Source organism: Erwinia sp. AK-PDG3-5 (genome assembly GCF_056821705.1).
Genome location: NZ_CM165967.1, coordinates 2216428 through 2231172 on the forward strand (window position 1 = coordinate 2216428; position 14745 = coordinate 2231172).

The following is a 14745-nucleotide window of genomic DNA, read 5'->3' on the forward strand; positions in this document are numbered from 1 at the left end:
TGCTCAAAATGAAAAAAGGCGCTAATCAGCGCCTTTTGTTTTCAGCAGATAAAAATTACTTAATCTGCATATTGTTTGTTACAGCGGTAACGCCTTTAACAGTACGGGTCACCTGCACCGCACGGTTAGCTGCTGCTGAGCTGGAAACGAAACCGCTCAGCTGTACGCGACCCTTAAAGGTTTCTACGTTGATTTCAGTAGATTTCAGGTCTTTAGCATTAAGCAGCTCGGATTTCACTTTAGTGGTAATCACGGTGTCATCGAGGTAACCGCCGGTGCCTTCTTTCGTTGGCGTAGGCGCACAGGCGCTGACTGTGATAGCGACAACAGCCGCAATAACCATACCCGTCAGGACTTTAAACAACTTCATTGTAATCTCCCTGTCATTCAATATTTGGCTTAAGCCGTGTGTACAGAATCGCTCTGTCTCAGAAGCTTAGCCCGAGTCCGGAATATTTCCAGCGCAGGATGTAATAAAGAGTGAAAAAATAATGCCTTACCCGGGCGGATAAGGCATTTAAGGCAAATTAGCGCGTGGCCGCTTTCAGCGAGCTGACGAAAGCCTTCAGTTCAGCCAGCATCACCGGCGGATTAGCATGGTTTTTCTCGATGATCTTCACCACGGCAGAACCGGAAATGGCACCTGCGGCTCCGGCCTGCAGCGCCTCTGTGACCTGGCCTGGCTCAGAGATACCAAAGCCCTGAATAGGAGGGGCGGCATGATACTCGTGCAGTTTATCCACCAGATGCTGCAGCGAATGGCTAACGCCACGGCTTTCCGTGCCGGTTACGCCCGCACGGGACAGCAGGTAGGTGTAGCCACGGCCATGAGAAGCAATCTCACGCAGAAGGTCATCACTGGCGTTCGGCGGGCAGATAAAGATCGGTGCCACGTTATGGCGCATAGCAGACTGACGGAACGGAGCAGACTCTTCAATCGGCACGTCGGCGACCAGCACCGAATCCACACCCACTTCTTCGCAACGCGCATAGAAGTTATCGATGCCATTGGAGAACACCAGGTTGGCGTACATCAACAGACCAATCGGGATCTCCGGGTATTTCTGGCGAATGGTTTTCAACATCTCAAAACATTGTGACGGTGTCACGCCGGCCGCAAAGGCACGCAGCGCGGCACCCTGAATCGTTGGTCCATCCGCCAGCGGATCCGAGAACGGGATGCCTAACTCCAGCGCATCTGCGCCGCCTTCAACCAGCGCATCAATGATCTGCAGGGAGAGTTCCGGCGTGGGATCGCCCAGCGTCACGAAAGGGACAAACGCACCTTCTTTCTTCTCAGCAAGACGTTTAAAAAGCAGGTCGTAACGCTCCATTAAATTTCTCCCTTAGCGGTCAGAATGTCATGAACGGTGAAGATATCTTTATCGCCGCGTCCGGAAAGATTCACCACCAGAAGTTGTTCTTTCTCTGGCGCGTCACGCATCATTTTTAAGGCGTGCGCAAGGGCGTGAGAAGATTCCAGCGCCGGGATAATACCTTCGCTGCGGCAGAGGATTTTAAAGGCATCCATCGCTTCATCATCGGTAATCGAAACATATTCCGCACGACCGATGCTGTTCAGATAGGCGTGCTGCGGGCCGACCGAAGGGAAGTCGAGACCTGCAGAAATGGAGTAGGACTCTTCAATTTGTCCATCCCCGGTCTGCATCATTGGCGACTTCATGCCAAAGTAGATGCCCACGCGGCCATGTTTTAACGGCGCGCCGTGCTCACCAGACTCAATCCCGTGACCGGCTGGCTCGACACCAATCAGGCCGACCGATGCGTCATCGATGAAATCAGCAAACATTCCGATAGCGTTCGAGCCACCACCGACACAGGCGATCACCGCATCCGGCAGGCGACCTTCGCGATCGAGGATCTGCGCTTTAGTCTCTTCACCGATCATGCGCTGGAATTCCCGAACGATAGTGGGGAACGGGTGCGGGCCCGCAGCGGTACCAAGCATATAGTGTGCGGTATCATAGCTGCCGGACCAGTCACGCAGCGCCTCATTACAGGCATCTTTCAGCGTTGACGAACCGCTATGAACCGGGATCACTTCTGCACCCATCAGACGCATTCTGAAGACGTTAGGCGACTGACGTTCGATGTCCTTCGCGCCCATATAAATGCGGCATTTCAAACCCAGTAACGCACTGGCTAAGGCGGAAGCAACGCCGTGCTGTCCGGCGCCGGTCTCCGCGATGATTTCGGTTTTGCCCATGCGCTTGGCCAGCAACGCCTGTCCCAACACCTGGTTGGTTTTGTGCGCGCCACCGTGCAGCAAATCTTCTCGTTTCAGGTACAACCGGGTTTTGGTGCCCGCGGTGAGGTTCTTACACAGCGTCAGCGCGGTAGGGCGACCGGCATAGTTTTTCAGCAGGTCGGTGAATTCAGCCTGAAATTCCGGGTCGCGCTGGGCGCTGACAAAGGCTTCTTCCAGCTGATTCAGGGCTGGCATCAGGATTTGCGGCACATACATGCCGCCAAATTCACCAAAATAGGGATTTAATAAGGTCATTTCGCTTCTCTTATCGTTACAGGGGCCGCAGTTTGTCGCCGCCCCAACGGTCAGTACGCCTTCAGGGTATGGAACACCGAGGCAATCTTCGAGGCATCTTTAATTCCAGGTGCGCTTTCCACCCCGGAATTGAAATCAAGACCGGCACAGCCGAGCTGGGCGGCTTCAACACAGTTGTCTGCACCCAGACCACCGGCTAGCAGCACATTGTCCAGCGATTCGCCCTGCAGCAGGGACCAGTCAAAGCGTTTGCCACTGCCGCCGTTACCGTTATCCAACACGTAACGATCGATGTGTGGCCAGTCACGGGCAGGGAGCGATTCTTCAATGCTAAAGGCTTTCCAGATCTTCACCGCTTCAGGCAGTTCGGCGCGCAAGGCGGCAACAAACGTCTGGTCTTCATCGCCGTGCAGTTGCACCGCCTGCAGGTTAAGGGCATCAACATAAGTGACAATGTCACTGATTGTATTATTACGGAACACGCCAACGTACTTCAGCGCTGCGCCAGCCATGACCTGACGGGCCTGCTCAACATCAACCTGACGGGGAGAACCTTCGGCGAAGATCAGTCCACCATAAATGGCACCGGCTTCATGCGCGCTGCGGGCATCTTCTTCACGCGTCAACCCACAGACTTTGTTGTCACCGAGGATCACTCTGCGGATCGCGGCCGAGAGGTCGTCTTCGGACATCAGGGCAGAGCCAATCAGGAAGCCGTTAGCAAAGTGGCTAAGGTCGCGCACCTGAGAATAACGGTTAATACCGGATTCACTGATCACTGTAACGCCATGCGCTACTTTAGGCGCGAGGCGACGCGTGCGGTCCAGGTCGATAGACAGGTCGCGTAAATCACGGTTGTTGATGCCGATGACTTTTGCGCCTAATGCGGTAGCGCGCTCAAGCTCTTCATCACTGATTACTTCCGTCAGCACGCCCATGTTCAGGCTGTGTGCCACGGCCGCTAACTGGCGGTACTGGTCATCATTCAATACTGAAAGCATCAGCAAGATGGCATCAGCCTGATAGAAACGTGCCAGGTACACCTGATACGGATCGATCATAAAGTCTTTGCACAGTACCGGCTGGGTGATCGCGGCACTGACGATTGGCAGGAAATCAAAACTTCCCTGGAAATATTTCTCGTCGGTCAATACTGAAACCGCAGACGCGTAGTGCTTGTAAATCCCGGCGATGGTCGCAGGATCAAAGTCTTCACGGATCAGCCCTTTGGATGGCGAGGCTTTTTTGCATTCAAGAATGAAAACGGTCCTGGCGCCCTGCAGCGCATGGTAAAAGCTGCGGGTGGACGGTTTGACGTCATTTTGAAAGGAGGACAGCGGCTGCTGTTGCTGGCGTTCGTTCAACCAGACCGCCTTGTCCTGCACAATTTTATTCAGTACGGTTTCCTGCATGATTATCCTCTTGCTGCCAGAGCGACAACGCGCTCGTAAGCCTGACCACTCCGTATGGTGCGCAGCGCGTGCTGAGCATTCTCACGTAAATCTTCATGACCAAAAATTTTCAATAGCAGAGCGACGTTAGCGGCAACCGCGTCTTCGTGCGCGCGCTCGCCTTTACCCTGGAGTAATCGGGTCAGAATGTCACGGTTTTCTTCCGGCGTTCCGCCTGCCAGCGCCTCCTGCGGGTAGCTGTTCAGACCAAAGTCTTCTGGCGTCAGCTGGTAGCTGGTAATTTCGCCTTCGCGCAGTTCCGCAACGTGGGTTGCGCTGTGCAACGCCACTTCATCCATGCCGCCGCCGTGAACCACCGCAGCACGCTGATAGCCTAACACTTTCAACGTTTGCGCAATCGGCAGCACCAGCTCAGGGCTGTAAACACCAATCACCGCCAGCGGCGGGTGCGCCGGGTTAATCAGCGGACCAAGCACGTTGAATATCGTGCGGGTCTTTAACTGCTGGCGAACCGGCATCGCGTGGCGGAAACCGGTGTGATACTGTGGCGCGAACAGGAAGCAGACATTCAGGTCATCCAGCGCCTGGCGAGCCTGCTCTGCCGGCAGATCCAGACTGATGCCGAAAGCGGCCAGCAAATCAGAGGAACCCGATTTGCTGGAGACGCTGCGGTTACCGTGCTTGGCGACTTTGAGGCCGCAGGCAGCGGCCACAAAGGCGCTGGCGGTCGAAATATTGATGCTGTTGCTGCCGTCACCACCGGTACCGACGATATCGGCAAAGGCATACTCCGGGCGCGGGAAGGGTTTCGCATCTTCCAGCAGTGCAGTTGCGGCACCGGCAATTTCTTCCGGACGTTCGCCGCGGACTTTCATCGCAATCAGCGCGGCGGCCAACTGAGTAGGTTCCAGCTGTCCGGTAATAATGGCTGAAAACAGCTGGTGGCTTTCCGCCTGCGTCAGGGTGTTGGCCTGGTAAAGTTTTTCAAGAATAGCGTTCATCAGTGTCTCCTTATGTTACGCCAGCGCCCAGGCGAGTGTTTGTTCCAGCAAAATTGCGCCTTGCGTGGTGAGAATGGATTCCGGATGGAACTGGAAGCCACAAACCCGATCCTTATCGTGACGAACGGCCATCACCATGCCGTTAAAGGTGGCGTTAACCGTCAGCTCTTCTGGCACGTTGCTGCCGACCAGTGAGTGATAGCGGGCGACGGGCAGTGGGTTGGTCAACCCGGCAAACATGCCGCAATCGTCATGCGCAATCGCCGACGCCTTACCGTGCAGGATTTCGCCTGCCTGGCCCACATGGCCGCCGTAAGCCTCCACTATTGCCTGGTGGCCTAAGCAAATGCCGATAATTGGCAGGCGGCCGCGCAGACGGGTCAGCATTTCCGGCATACAGCCCGCTTCAGACGGCGCGCCAGGGCCCGGTGACAACATCAGCACCGGATTTTCCATGCTCTGCAGGCGTTCAATCAGCGTCTCTGCGGGCACGTTGTTGCGATAAATCACCACGTTATGGCCAAAGGCGCGTAACTGGTCGACGAGGTTATAGGTAAACGAGTCAATATTGTCGAGCAGCAGAATATCGGCCATCAGAAAATCTCCTTGCAGTGATGTGCGGTTGCGATAGCGCGCAACACTGCGCGAGCTTTATTGCGGCTCTCATCGGCTTCAGCCTGAGGCACAGAGTCAAGAACCACGCCGGCGCCAGCCTGAACCGTTGCCACGCCGTCTTCCACATAGGCTGAACGGATAACAATACAGGTATCCAGATCGCCGCTGGCGGTGAAGTAGCCCACCGCGCCACCGTAGCTCCCGCGACGGGTGCCTTCCGCGCCGGCAATCAGCTGCATCGCACGCACTTTCGGCGCGCCGCTCAGCGTGCCCATATTCATGCAGGCGCTGTAAGCGTGCAGCACATCCAGATCTTCACGCAGGGTACCGACCACGCGAGACACCAGATGCATCACAAACGAGTAGCGGTCGACTTTGGTCAGGTCGGCAACGTAGCGGCTGCCGGGTTCACAAATGCGGGCCAGATCGTTACGTGCCAGGTCAACCAGCATCAGATGCTCAGCCAGCTCTTTATGGTCAGTCCGCATTTCCAGCTCGATGCGGCTGTCCAAATCGCGGTTCAGGGAACCATCTGCGTGGCGGCCGCGTGGGCGGGTACCGGCGATGGGATAGATTTCAATCTGACGGCTGATGGCATCATATTTCAGCGAGCTTTCTGGTGACGCGCCGAACAGACTGAAGTCCTGATCCTGCATAAAGAACATATAAGGACTTGGGTTGCTGTTTTTCAGGGTGTCATAAGCGGCCAGCGGAGAAGGGCAAGGTAGCGAGAAGCGGCGGGAAGGTACTACCTGGAAAATCTCACCGATGCGGATAGCGTCCTGCATCTGGCGAACCACCGCGCAATACTCTTCATCACTCTGGTTGACGCTCAGCGCCATCTCTTCAACCTGCTGAACCGGCAGCGGGTGAGCGGGTTGCAACATCTGAGCGTGTAACTGTTCGATACGGCTTTGCAGACGTAAGAACTCGGTTGGGGCAGGCGTAAACAGAGAAGCCTGCAGGCGCGCCGTCTGGTTTTGATGGTCAATCACCAGCAGGGTTTCGGCCAGATAGAAGCAGTAATCCGGGCAGCGTTGCTGGTTTTCCAGCGCTGGCAGGTCTTCAAAACTGGCGACCAGGTCATAGGCGAACAGACCACCTAACAGCACGGCTTTGCGCTCTTCAGCAGGGCTGTTAACCAGCTGCGGGATCAGGCGAAGCGCATCAAACACCGAGGTGGCTTTCAGGCGGGAATCTTCATCCTGCACTTCGGTATTGGCCGGGAAGGTCAGTTCGCGCCCATCGGGGCGGACGGTGCTGATGACCGAAGCCGGCAGCGCGGCATCAAGTAAAGGCAGGATGGCGCGGCCATTCTCTGAGAGCGCCTGAACGGTCACGCTGTTTCCCAGTGCCTTGATGCGCAGCGCGCTGTCGACGATAAGCAGGCTTTGCAGATTTTTTTTGCTGTCGATGTCAGCAGACTCAAGCAGCAGCGTAGCCGGGCGCGCACCACACAACTGATGAAACACGGCGGCCGGATCCTCGCGATAAGGTGCGTTGCCGGTAATCAACTTCACTGTAGGTTTGGCATTTTGCATGAGGTCTGTTCTCTACATTTTACTAAAAAAAAGGCCCGCTTTTGGCGGGCCTGGGTATCTGCACAACGTCTGGTTGCGTGCATGACTCCTTCGCCCATTCAGGGAGAAGTGCGCCACCAACCAGTCATCATCGTCTGTGTCATAGTCATGATTGCGATACCCTTTCATGTGAACTTGCGTACTAGTTAACTGGTTCGCGGTAAAAAAGTCAATACTCTTTTTCCCCGCGCAGATAATTCTGGGTATTATGCTGCGACATTTATCCGCCAACGCCGGAGCCGTTTTGACCGATCCAACCCCGCTGAATCCCTACCCAATTTATGATCTACACAGCCACACCCGTGCTTCCGATGGGCTGCTTACGCCTGAAGAGCTGGTATTGCGGGCGGTAGAGCATCGCGTTGGCGTGCTGGCAATTACCGACCACGACACCATTGAGGGTGTGCAGCCCGCACGTGAGGCGATTGCAAAGCATCAGCTGCCACTGAAGTTAATGGCCGGGGTGGAGGTCTCGACGCTGTGGGAAAACCACGAGATTCATATAGTCGGCCTGGGCGTCGATTGCGCCAGCCCGATCCTGACCGAGTTTCTACAGCAGCAAACCGAACGCCGCATGGCGAGGGCCGAACTGATTGCGGAGCGTTTAGAGAAAGCACATATCCCCGATGCACTGGCCGGCGCGCTGGCGCTGGCAGAAGGTGGCGCCATCACCCGGGGACACTTTGCCCGCTTCCTGATTGCGCAGGGTAAGGCCGATAACATGGCACAGGTTTTCAAAAACTACCTGGCCCGCGGCAAAACCGGTTACGCTCCGCCACAGTGGTGTACAATTAAACAAGCCATTGATGCCATTCATCATTCTGGCGGGCGCACCGTACTGGCCCATCCAGGTCGATACGGGCTTTCTGCCAAGTGGCTGAAGCGCCTGATCGCTCACTTCAGTGAAGAGGGCGGCGATGCGATGGAAGTGGCACAGTGTCAGCAGGCGCCAAACGAGCGCACGCAGCTGGCACGTTATGCACAGGATTATCAACTCGCGGCCTCGCAAGGCTCTGATTTCCATCAGCCTTGCCCGTGGATCGAGTTGGGAAAAAAATTATGGCTTCCGGGTGGCGTCGAAGCAGTCTGGCTTCGCTTCCCGGAAATCGCACCCGAGTGATCGCTCTGCGGTGCGTCAGATAAGAGGTTAGTTATGAGTCAATTTTTCTATATTCATCCGGAAAACCCGCAGCCAAGACTGATCAAGCAGGCCGTTGAGTTACTGAATAAAGGCAGCGTGATTGTCTACCCGACGGATTCGGGGTATGCGCTGGGATGTAAGCTGGAAGATAAAAGTGCGATGGAACGGATTTGTAAGATCAGGAAGCTGGATGGTAACCACAACTTCACGCTGGTTTGCCGCGATCTGTCCGAATTATCCACCTATGCGCATGTAGACAACACCGCTTTCAGGCTGATCAAAAACAACACGCCAGGCAACTACACCTTCATTCTGAAGGCGACCAAAGAGGTGCCACGCCGTTTAATGAATGACAAGCGTAAGACGATTGGACTGCGGGTACCGTCGAATCCGATTGCGCTGGCGCTGCTGGAAGCACTGAATGAGCCGATGATGTCGACGTCGTTGATGTTACCCGGTAATGACTTTACCGAGTCCGATCCGGAAGCCATTCAGGACAGCATTGGTAAGCTGGTGGATTTGATTATTCATGGCGGCTATCTCGGGCAGCACCCAACCACGGTGATCGATCTTACCGAAAATACGCCCGAAATCGTGCGTGAGGGTGTCGGCGACGTCCAGCCGTTCTTATAATAATAGCGGGCTCGCCAAAGGAATTATTCTTCGGTGGGCCCGGATTTAATAAGCTTCATTTAATCGTCCGTTAAATGTGTGAATCCATCTTATTTGCGTTAAGTCGTTGACTTGGTCAGCCAGTCCTTAAAGTCTTCATACGGAATATAAAGCGAGACATCCTTAAGAGGAACTGCTGAATTCTTGTGGCGTTTTATCTCTTTGGTGAAGCCAACGATCACCCCGCCAATGGTGTCATCGTGATTATAAACGGCACCGCCTGACATCCCTTTTACCACGCCCGCATTCGAAACCATCGCCACGCAAGGGCGTTTATTCCATTCATTACGAATACCGGTCAGGGCAAGATTTACCCCAGACGATTCCACCGGCATGGCGCTAATAAAGCTATAGCCGTACATCTTTACCGGGTCGCCAATTTCGCCATTACGAAATTTGGGCAAGGATTTAATATCGTTCTTATGATAAATAATCGCGAGGTCGCAATAGGGGTGGTAGGCCTTTACTTTTTCGACAGAAAGCTTCGCCACGTGGGCCGCGGTGAGGCTGTACTCAGGGGTGATGGGGATGCTGGTGCCAAGCGCGCCGATGCCCAGGATGGTTGGGATCCCGGTAAAGTTCATATCGACACGTTTCATGGCTTCACTGCTGTACTCATATTTACCGACAGAGCAGCCGGTCAACATTAGCATTGCTAATGCAGGAAGGGTTATTATAGTTTTCATGATGATCACACTTAGTCGGACACGTCAGTAAATCCCTGGTGAAGATAGATGACGTGTAATGCCGATGCTGACACAAGTTCAGCGTATTTTTTTTGAGGAGTCGGGCTCCTCTTTTATTAATAAACTAGCAATAATTCTTATGTTTTAAATTTTACGTACTTAAACTAAATTATAATATTTATTTAACAATCCAGTTAATTCATTACCGAATTGCTTGAGTGAATTCTACACAAACTTATTAATGGCGCAAATATAATAAGTGCACGGCAGAGTTAAAAATAGTGATGATCAAGATTTAACTCAACCTTCTATATAATTGGTCTGAATATTTTGATTTAACGTGGCTTATATCAAGGTGCATTTTAATTACGACAGAATAATCTGCTATTGTTGTATTTAAAAGTGGTGTTAACAGCTATCGATACTTTTAAAGCTGGTTGAGTCAGCTGCGAGATGACCTATTTGGCTTTATCTTTATGCAAAAACGAGCGCTGGTGGGCGTTAAGGCTCAATCAAAAGAATCATTATTATCGGGGAAATCCGTCTTATATTATTTAACAGGTTAGTAACATTGGTTATTTTTTCCAATGAAATCATTAGCGTGACAGCGGGCTTGCGGGAAGCCTCTGTTAAGTCAAACAAATGAGTCTGTCCGCCGGTAATGGCTGATGGCGTTGTCGCCCCGACGGTAAAATGGCCAGTTTCGTTGCGGTGAAACTGATGTATCTGCGAGGTTGTTGAAACACGCGCATACCGTTATCAATAGAAGTCAACTTAGTGTAGAATGCGCTTCCCCTGAAAGAGGGCAGAGGATCGGTGGTGTGCGTCGCGCAGGGCGCGGCATAGCACCCTCTGCTGCTGTCACGGGCCACTTGAATAGCATGACGCCTGGGAAGGCGACACAGAGGTAAGCGCCATGAGCGAAAAATTACAGAAAGTATTAGCACGCGCCGGACACGGTTCCCGCCGCGAAATTGAAACCATGATTTCTGCCGGTCGCGTCAGCGTGGACGGCAAACTCGCCACGCTGGGTGACCGCGTGGACTCCAGCCCTTCTATTAAGATCCGCGTTGATGGCCATCTGGTCTCCGTAGCAGAATCCACCGCAGAAGTTTGTCGTGTACTGGCGTACTACAAGCCAGAAGGCGAGCTTTGCACGCGTAACGATCCTGAAGGGCGTCCAACCGTATTTGACCGTTTACCTAAACTACGCGGCGCGCGCTGGATTGCCGTAGGCCGTCTGGATGTGAACACCTGCGGTCTGCTGCTGTTTACCACTGATGGTGAACTGGCCAACCGTCTGATGCACCCAAGCCGTGAAGTTGAAAGGGAATATGCCGTGCGCGTATTCGGCGCCATTGATGATGATAAAATCCGTCAGCTGAGCCGTGGCGTTCAGCTGGAAGATGGCCCGGCCTCTTTCAAAACCCTGAAATTCACCGGCGGTGAAGGCATCAACCAGTGGTACACCGTGACCCTGACCGAAGGCCGTAACCGCGAAGTGCGTCGTCTGTGGGAATCCGTCGGCGTGCAGGTTAGCCGTCTGATCCGTACCCGTTACGGCGACATCCAGTTACCGAAAGGCTTGCCACGTGGCGGCTGGACTGAACTGGAACTGGCTCCAACCAACTATCTGCGTGAACTGGTCGACTTGCCGCCAGAAATCACCAGTAAAGTCGCGGTAGAAAAAGATCGCCGTCGCACCAAAGCCAACCAGATCCGTCGTGCGGTTAAGCGCCACTCGCAGGTTGCTCCGGGTAGCCGTCGCCCTTCGGGCAAAGCATCCGGTAAAGCGGCTGCGGCTAAACCTGCAGGCAAATCTTCAGCGCGTACCTCAGGCAAACCGTCCGCTAAACGTGGCTAAACGCCCGAAACCTGACCTGAGGAAAAAACCCCCTGATGTTTTGCATCAGGGGGTTTTTTATTTGCTAGCAAGCGCAACACTCGTTACCAGTCGATGCCTTGCTGAGCTTGAATGCCGGCATCAAAAGCATGCCTCGTCGGACGCATCTCGGTAATGGTATCCGCAAGGTCCAGAATGTCACGGTGACAACCTCTGCCAGTGATAATCACGCTTTGATGGGCAGGGCGATTAGTCAGCGCGGTGAGGACCTCTTCCAGCGGCAGGTAATCAAAACTGACCATATAGGTCAGCTCATCCAGCACCACCAAATCCAACGTCTCATCTTGCAGCATGCGCTTGCCGTTCTGCCAGACCTGCAAACAGGCTGCTGTATCGGTTTCGCGGTTCTGGGTGTCCCAGGTAAAGCCAGTGGCCATCACCTGAAACTCGACGCCATGCGGCTCCAGCAGATTTCGCTCGCCGTTAGGCCATTCGCCTTTAATGAACTGGATCACACCCGCGCGTTTATGGTGGCCAACCGCACGCGTGACGGTGCCAAATGCTGCAGTGGTTTTGCCTTTGCCGTTTCCGGTAAAGACCATCAAAATGCCGCGCACTTCCGTCGCCGAGGCGATACGCGCATCGACTTTCTCTTTCAACTTTTGCTGGCGCTGCTGGTGCCGATCTTCTGCCATTATTCGGCCGCTCCGGGTTTACGTCCGGGTTGAGCATCGTAGCTGATCCCGGTTTTACGCTTGCTGTCATCGCCCATCAGGAACAGATACAGCGGCATAATATCAGCCGGAGTTTTCAGCTTGTTGGCATCTTCTTCCGGGAAGGCACTGGCGCGCATTTTGGTGCGCGTGCCGCCAGGATTGATGCAGTTAACCCGTAAATGTTTGCTGTCATATTCATCAGCCAGCACCTGCATCATGCCTTCAGTGGCAAATTTTGACACTGAGTAAGCTCCCCAACCGGCGCGGCCCTGGCGTCCCACGCTGGACGTGGTAAACACCAGCGAGGCGCAAGAGGATTTCAGCAGCAACGGCAGCAGCGCCTGGGTCAGAAAGAAAGTGGCATCAATGTTGACGCGCATCACCTGTTGCCAGACCTGAGGATCCTGCTTTTCCATGGTCACAATATCGCCCAGCAGGCCGGCATTGTGCAGCACACCATCGAGGCGCGGCACATGTTGCGCTACCTCAGCGGCCAACTGCTGGCAACGCGCGGGAGAAGCCTGCTCTAAATCCAGAATAAACCACTGCGGTGCCGGTTTACCGGTCGCCGCAATGTCATCGGCCACGGCCTGCAGTTTCTCTGCATTACGGCCCAGCAGGACGACCTCAGCACCATAACGTGCATAGGTCACGGCGGCCTCGCGGCCAATTCCATCGCTGGCTCCGGTAACCAGAATGATTCGGCCAGTGAGCAGGTTGTCTTTAGGTTGATAGTACACGTTGAATTCCTCTGGCGGTGGTGATGGATCGCGCTGGCAGCTTCGCTGCTAAGCCATTGCCCGCAATAGATAATGTGCTTTATGCCCTAAATTGGTGAGCAGTTCAATCTTCAATAAGGGTAAAAGGGTGCGGCAGGATGGGGATTCGGGCGACTCCTGGCCGAGACTCGGCTACAATAGCTGCTGATCTAATACGATGTTAAATAAGGCGGAATGAGTGGATTTACTCTCTTATTATGGGCTTTTTCTGGCCAAAACGGTCACCGTAGTGGTTGCTATCGCAGCAATTGCCATTCTGATCACTAACCTGGCGATGCGCAAGCGTGCACAGGGCGGGCAGTTAAAGCTGACTCACCTGGGTGAAAACTATCAGGAAATGAAAGATGACATGATGCTGGCAAAAATGAAGCATCAGGATCAAAAACTGTGGCACAAAGAGCAAAAGAAGAAGGATAAACAGGAAGCAAAAGCCGCCAAACAACGGGCGAAGCAAGGCCTGAAAAGCGAGAGTACGAAGCCTACCCTGTACGTGCTGGATTTCAAAGGCAGCATGGATGCCCATGAAGTCAGCTCGCTGCGTGAAGAAGTCTCTGCCGTAATGGCAGTGGCGAAACCGCAGGATGAAGTGCTGCTGCGTCTGGAAAGCCCGGGCGGCGTTGTACATGGTTACGGTCTGGCGTCTTCACAGCTTCAGCGCCTGCGGGATAAAGGTATTCGCCTGACCGTCGCCGTAGACAAAGTTGCCGCCAGCGGTGGCTATATGATGGCGTGTGTGGCCGATCGTATTGTTGCGGCGCCATTCTCCATTGTCGGTTCGATTGGGGTGGTGGCGCAAATCCCTAACTTCAATCGCTTACTGAAGCGCAATGAAATTGATGTTGAGCTGCACACGGCTGGCGAGTACAAGCGCACGCTGACGTTGTTTGGTGAGAACACGGAACAGGGGCGTGAGAAATTCCGTGAAGATCTGAATGAAACGCATCTGCTGTTCAAACAGTTTGTGCATCAGATGCGTCCTTCACTGGATATCGACAGCGTCGCCACCGGCGAACACTGGTTCGGCACTCAGGCACTGGAGAAAGGGCTGGTTGATGCCATCGGCACCAGTGATGATTTGATCATCGATCGGATGGCCAATCATGAGGTGATTTCCGTTCGGTTCACCCGTCGTAAGAAAATGATCGACCGTTTTACCCAGAGTGCCGCCGGTAGCGCAGAACGTCTGCTGCTGCGTCTCTGGCAGCGTGGTGAAAAACCCCTGCTGTAAAAGACACTGCGCCCGCTCAGCGGGCGCGGTTACGCAATCCGGTACAGGGGAGAGAGTTCAACCGCCAGATACTTGAACACGTTAAACACCACCGTACTTTTCTCGCCAGGTAATCCCTGTTCATCTAAAAAGTAGTCGCCGCGAAATATCAGCACGTCCCCTTTCTGTTCCACATCGGTCGCCACTAATCCGGGGAAGACATCCTTATGTCCGGCAATCAGCTCATTAGCAATCACCAGCAGGGCGGGACGATCTATCGTCTGGGTCTGATTCACGTTTTCTCTCCTTTATAGTAGGCGTGTGCGTAAGAGTATATTACGTCCGTGCTTAACAATTCCACAGGCTTTATAGGTGTATGAGCCAGCCGACTCTTTTTACCCGACTTTCTGGCGTAAATCGCGGGCAGATGCTAATTAAGTTGCGTATCGAATTTTATCAGGTACAGTGTGGGCGTTTCGGGTTCCGGGCGTAAAACTAGCTTTACGCAATGTTTGAAATGCACAGAACAGGTTGTAAAAAGTGTCGTTAATCAGCAGGTTGGCTTCTTA

The 14745-nt window shown here is 53.8% G+C and carries 13 protein-coding genes, 1 pseudogene and 1 other annotated feature; of the genes and pseudogenes, 4 read left to right on the forward strand and 10 right to left on the reverse strand.

Going from position 1 to position 14745, the window contains the following annotated elements:
* Nucleotides 1–55: 55 nt before the first annotated feature.
* The 6 genes and pseudogenes from AC1UKS_RS10235 to AC1UKS_RS10260 all read right to left on the reverse strand — a co-directional run bounded on the left by AC1UKS_RS10235 (nucleotide 56) and on the right by AC1UKS_RS10260 (nucleotide 7093).
* On the reverse strand, nucleotides 56–370 hold the full coding sequence (locus AC1UKS_RS10235) for a BON domain-containing protein (RefSeq protein ID WP_013202402.1): 315 nt from the start codon (nucleotides 368–370) through the stop codon (nucleotides 56–58).
* A 157-nt stretch (nucleotides 371–527) separates the two neighbouring features.
* A complete protein-coding gene (gene trpA / locus AC1UKS_RS10240) occupies nucleotides 528–1334 on the reverse strand; it encodes a tryptophan synthase subunit alpha (RefSeq protein WP_013202401.1) in 807 nt (268 codons plus the stop codon).
* Nucleotides 1334–2524, reverse strand: coding sequence for a tryptophan synthase subunit beta (gene trpB / locus AC1UKS_RS10245; RefSeq protein ID WP_265910630.1), 1191 nt, complete (start codon nucleotides 2522–2524; stop codon nucleotides 1334–1336). The genes trpA and trpB overlap by 1 nt, the downstream gene beginning before the upstream one ends.
* Nucleotides 2525–2574: 50 nt before the next feature.
* The gene (gene trpCF, locus AC1UKS_RS10250; RefSeq protein ID WP_482436730.1) at nucleotides 2575–3936 is read right to left on the reverse strand and encodes a bifunctional indole-3-glycerol-phosphate synthase TrpC/phosphoribosylanthranilate isomerase TrpF; all 1362 of its coding nucleotides are present in this window, start codon (nucleotides 3934–3936) and stop codon (nucleotides 2575–2577) included.
* A gap of 2 nt (nucleotides 3937–3938) precedes the next feature.
* A pseudogene (gene trpD, locus AC1UKS_RS10255) lies at nucleotides 3939–5531 on the reverse strand (bifunctional anthranilate synthase glutamate amidotransferase component TrpG/anthranilate phosphoribosyltransferase TrpD).
* Nucleotides 5531–7093, reverse strand: coding sequence for an anthranilate synthase component 1 (locus AC1UKS_RS10260; protein WP_265910628.1), 1563 nt, complete (start codon nucleotides 7091–7093; stop codon nucleotides 5531–5533). Before AC1UKS_RS10260 ends, trpD begins: the two are co-directional and overlap by 1 nt.
* A 25-nt stretch (nucleotides 7094–7118) precedes the next feature.
* Nucleotides 7119–7218, reverse strand: a sequence feature (Trp leader region).
* A gap of 122 nt (nucleotides 7219–7340) precedes the next feature.
* On the opposite strand from AC1UKS_RS10260, the gene rnm reads away from it, so the two are divergent.
* Nucleotides 7341–8252, forward strand: coding sequence for an RNase RNM (gene rnm / locus AC1UKS_RS10265; RefSeq protein ID WP_053142843.1), 912 nt, complete (start codon nucleotides 7341–7343; stop codon nucleotides 8250–8252).
* Between the two features lie 33 nt (nucleotides 8253–8285).
* Nucleotides 8286–8906, forward strand: a complete 621-nt coding sequence (locus tag AC1UKS_RS10270) for an L-threonylcarbamoyladenylate synthase (RefSeq protein WP_482436733.1) — start codon at nucleotides 8286–8288, stop codon at nucleotides 8904–8906.
* A gap of 98 nt (nucleotides 8907–9004) precedes the next feature.
* Here AC1UKS_RS10270 and AC1UKS_RS10275 read toward each other — a convergent pair whose 3' ends face one another.
* Nucleotides 9005–9631 (reverse strand): serine protease family protein, encoded by a 627-nt coding sequence (locus tag AC1UKS_RS10275; RefSeq protein WP_482436735.1) that lies wholly within the window; start codon nucleotides 9629–9631, stop codon nucleotides 9005–9007.
* 916 nt (nucleotides 9632–10547) lie between these two features.
* On the opposite strand from AC1UKS_RS10275, the gene rluB reads away from it, so the two are divergent.
* Entirely contained in the window at nucleotides 10548–11495 is a 948-nt protein-coding gene (gene rluB, locus AC1UKS_RS10280; protein WP_013202391.1) for a 23S rRNA pseudouridine(2605) synthase RluB, read from the forward strand.
* An 83-nt stretch (nucleotides 11496–11578) separates the two neighbouring features.
* On the opposite strand, the gene cobO is transcribed toward rluB, so the two are convergent.
* Together cobO and AC1UKS_RS10290 are read right to left on the reverse strand one after the other, a co-directional pair.
* On the reverse strand, nucleotides 11579–12169 hold the full coding sequence (gene cobO, locus AC1UKS_RS10285) for a cob(I)yrinic acid a,c-diamide adenosyltransferase (RefSeq protein ID WP_482436736.1): 591 nt from the start codon (nucleotides 12167–12169) through the stop codon (nucleotides 11579–11581).
* On the reverse strand, nucleotides 12169–12930 hold the full coding sequence (locus tag AC1UKS_RS10290; protein WP_265910623.1) for a YciK family oxidoreductase: 762 nt from the start codon (nucleotides 12928–12930) through the stop codon (nucleotides 12169–12171). Before AC1UKS_RS10290 ends, cobO begins: the two co-directional genes overlap by 1 nt.
* A 217-nt stretch (nucleotides 12931–13147) precedes the next feature.
* On the opposite strand from AC1UKS_RS10290, the gene sohB reads away from it, so the two are divergent.
* The gene (gene sohB, locus AC1UKS_RS10295) at nucleotides 13148–14197 is read left to right on the forward strand and encodes a protease SohB (protein WP_265910622.1); all 1050 of its coding nucleotides are present in this window, start codon (nucleotides 13148–13150) and stop codon (nucleotides 14195–14197) included.
* A 29-nt stretch (nucleotides 14198–14226) separates the two neighbouring features.
* Here sohB and AC1UKS_RS10300 read toward each other — a convergent pair whose 3' ends face one another.
* Complete coding sequence (locus AC1UKS_RS10300; RefSeq protein WP_013202387.1) at nucleotides 14227–14472, reverse strand: YciN family protein; 246 nt, start codon at nucleotides 14470–14472, stop codon at nucleotides 14227–14229.
* Between the last annotated feature and the right edge of the window lie 273 nt (nucleotides 14473–14745).

Bases quoted from the DNA above. Each gene is read 5' to 3' on its own strand.
- rluB (WP_013202391.1), top strand. From the start codon at position 10,548: ATGAGCGAAAAATTACAGAAAGTATTAGCACGCGCCGGACACGGTTCC.
- AC1UKS_RS10275 (WP_482436735.1), bottom strand. From the start codon at position 9,631: ATGAAAACTATAATAACCCTTCCTGCATTAGCAATGCTAATGTTGACC.
- trpB (WP_265910630.1), bottom strand. From the start codon at position 2,524: ATGACCTTATTAAATCCCTATTTTGGTGAATTTGGCGGCATGTATGTG.
- trpA (WP_013202401.1), bottom strand. From the start codon at position 1,334: ATGGAGCGTTACGACCTGCTTTTTAAACGTCTTGCTGAGAAGAAAGAA.
- trpCF (WP_482436730.1), bottom strand. From the start codon at position 3,936: ATGCAGGAAACCGTACTGAATAAAATTGTGCAGGACAAGGCGGTCTGG.
- AC1UKS_RS10260 (WP_265910628.1), bottom strand. From the start codon at position 7,093: ATGCAAAATGCCAAACCTACAGTGAAGTTGATTACCGGCAACGCACCT.
- AC1UKS_RS10270 (WP_482436733.1), top strand. From the start codon at position 8,286: ATGAGTCAATTTTTCTATATTCATCCGGAAAACCCGCAGCCAAGACTG.
- AC1UKS_RS10235 (WP_013202402.1), bottom strand. From the start codon at position 370: ATGAAGTTGTTTAAAGTCCTGACGGGTATGGTTATTGCGGCTGTTGTC.
- cobO (WP_482436736.1), bottom strand. From the start codon at position 12,169: ATGGCAGAAGATCGGCACCAGCAGCGCCAGCAAAAGTTGAAAGAGAAA.
- rnm (WP_053142843.1), top strand. From the start codon at position 7,341: ATGCTGCGACATTTATCCGCCAACGCCGGAGCCGTTTTGACCGATCCA.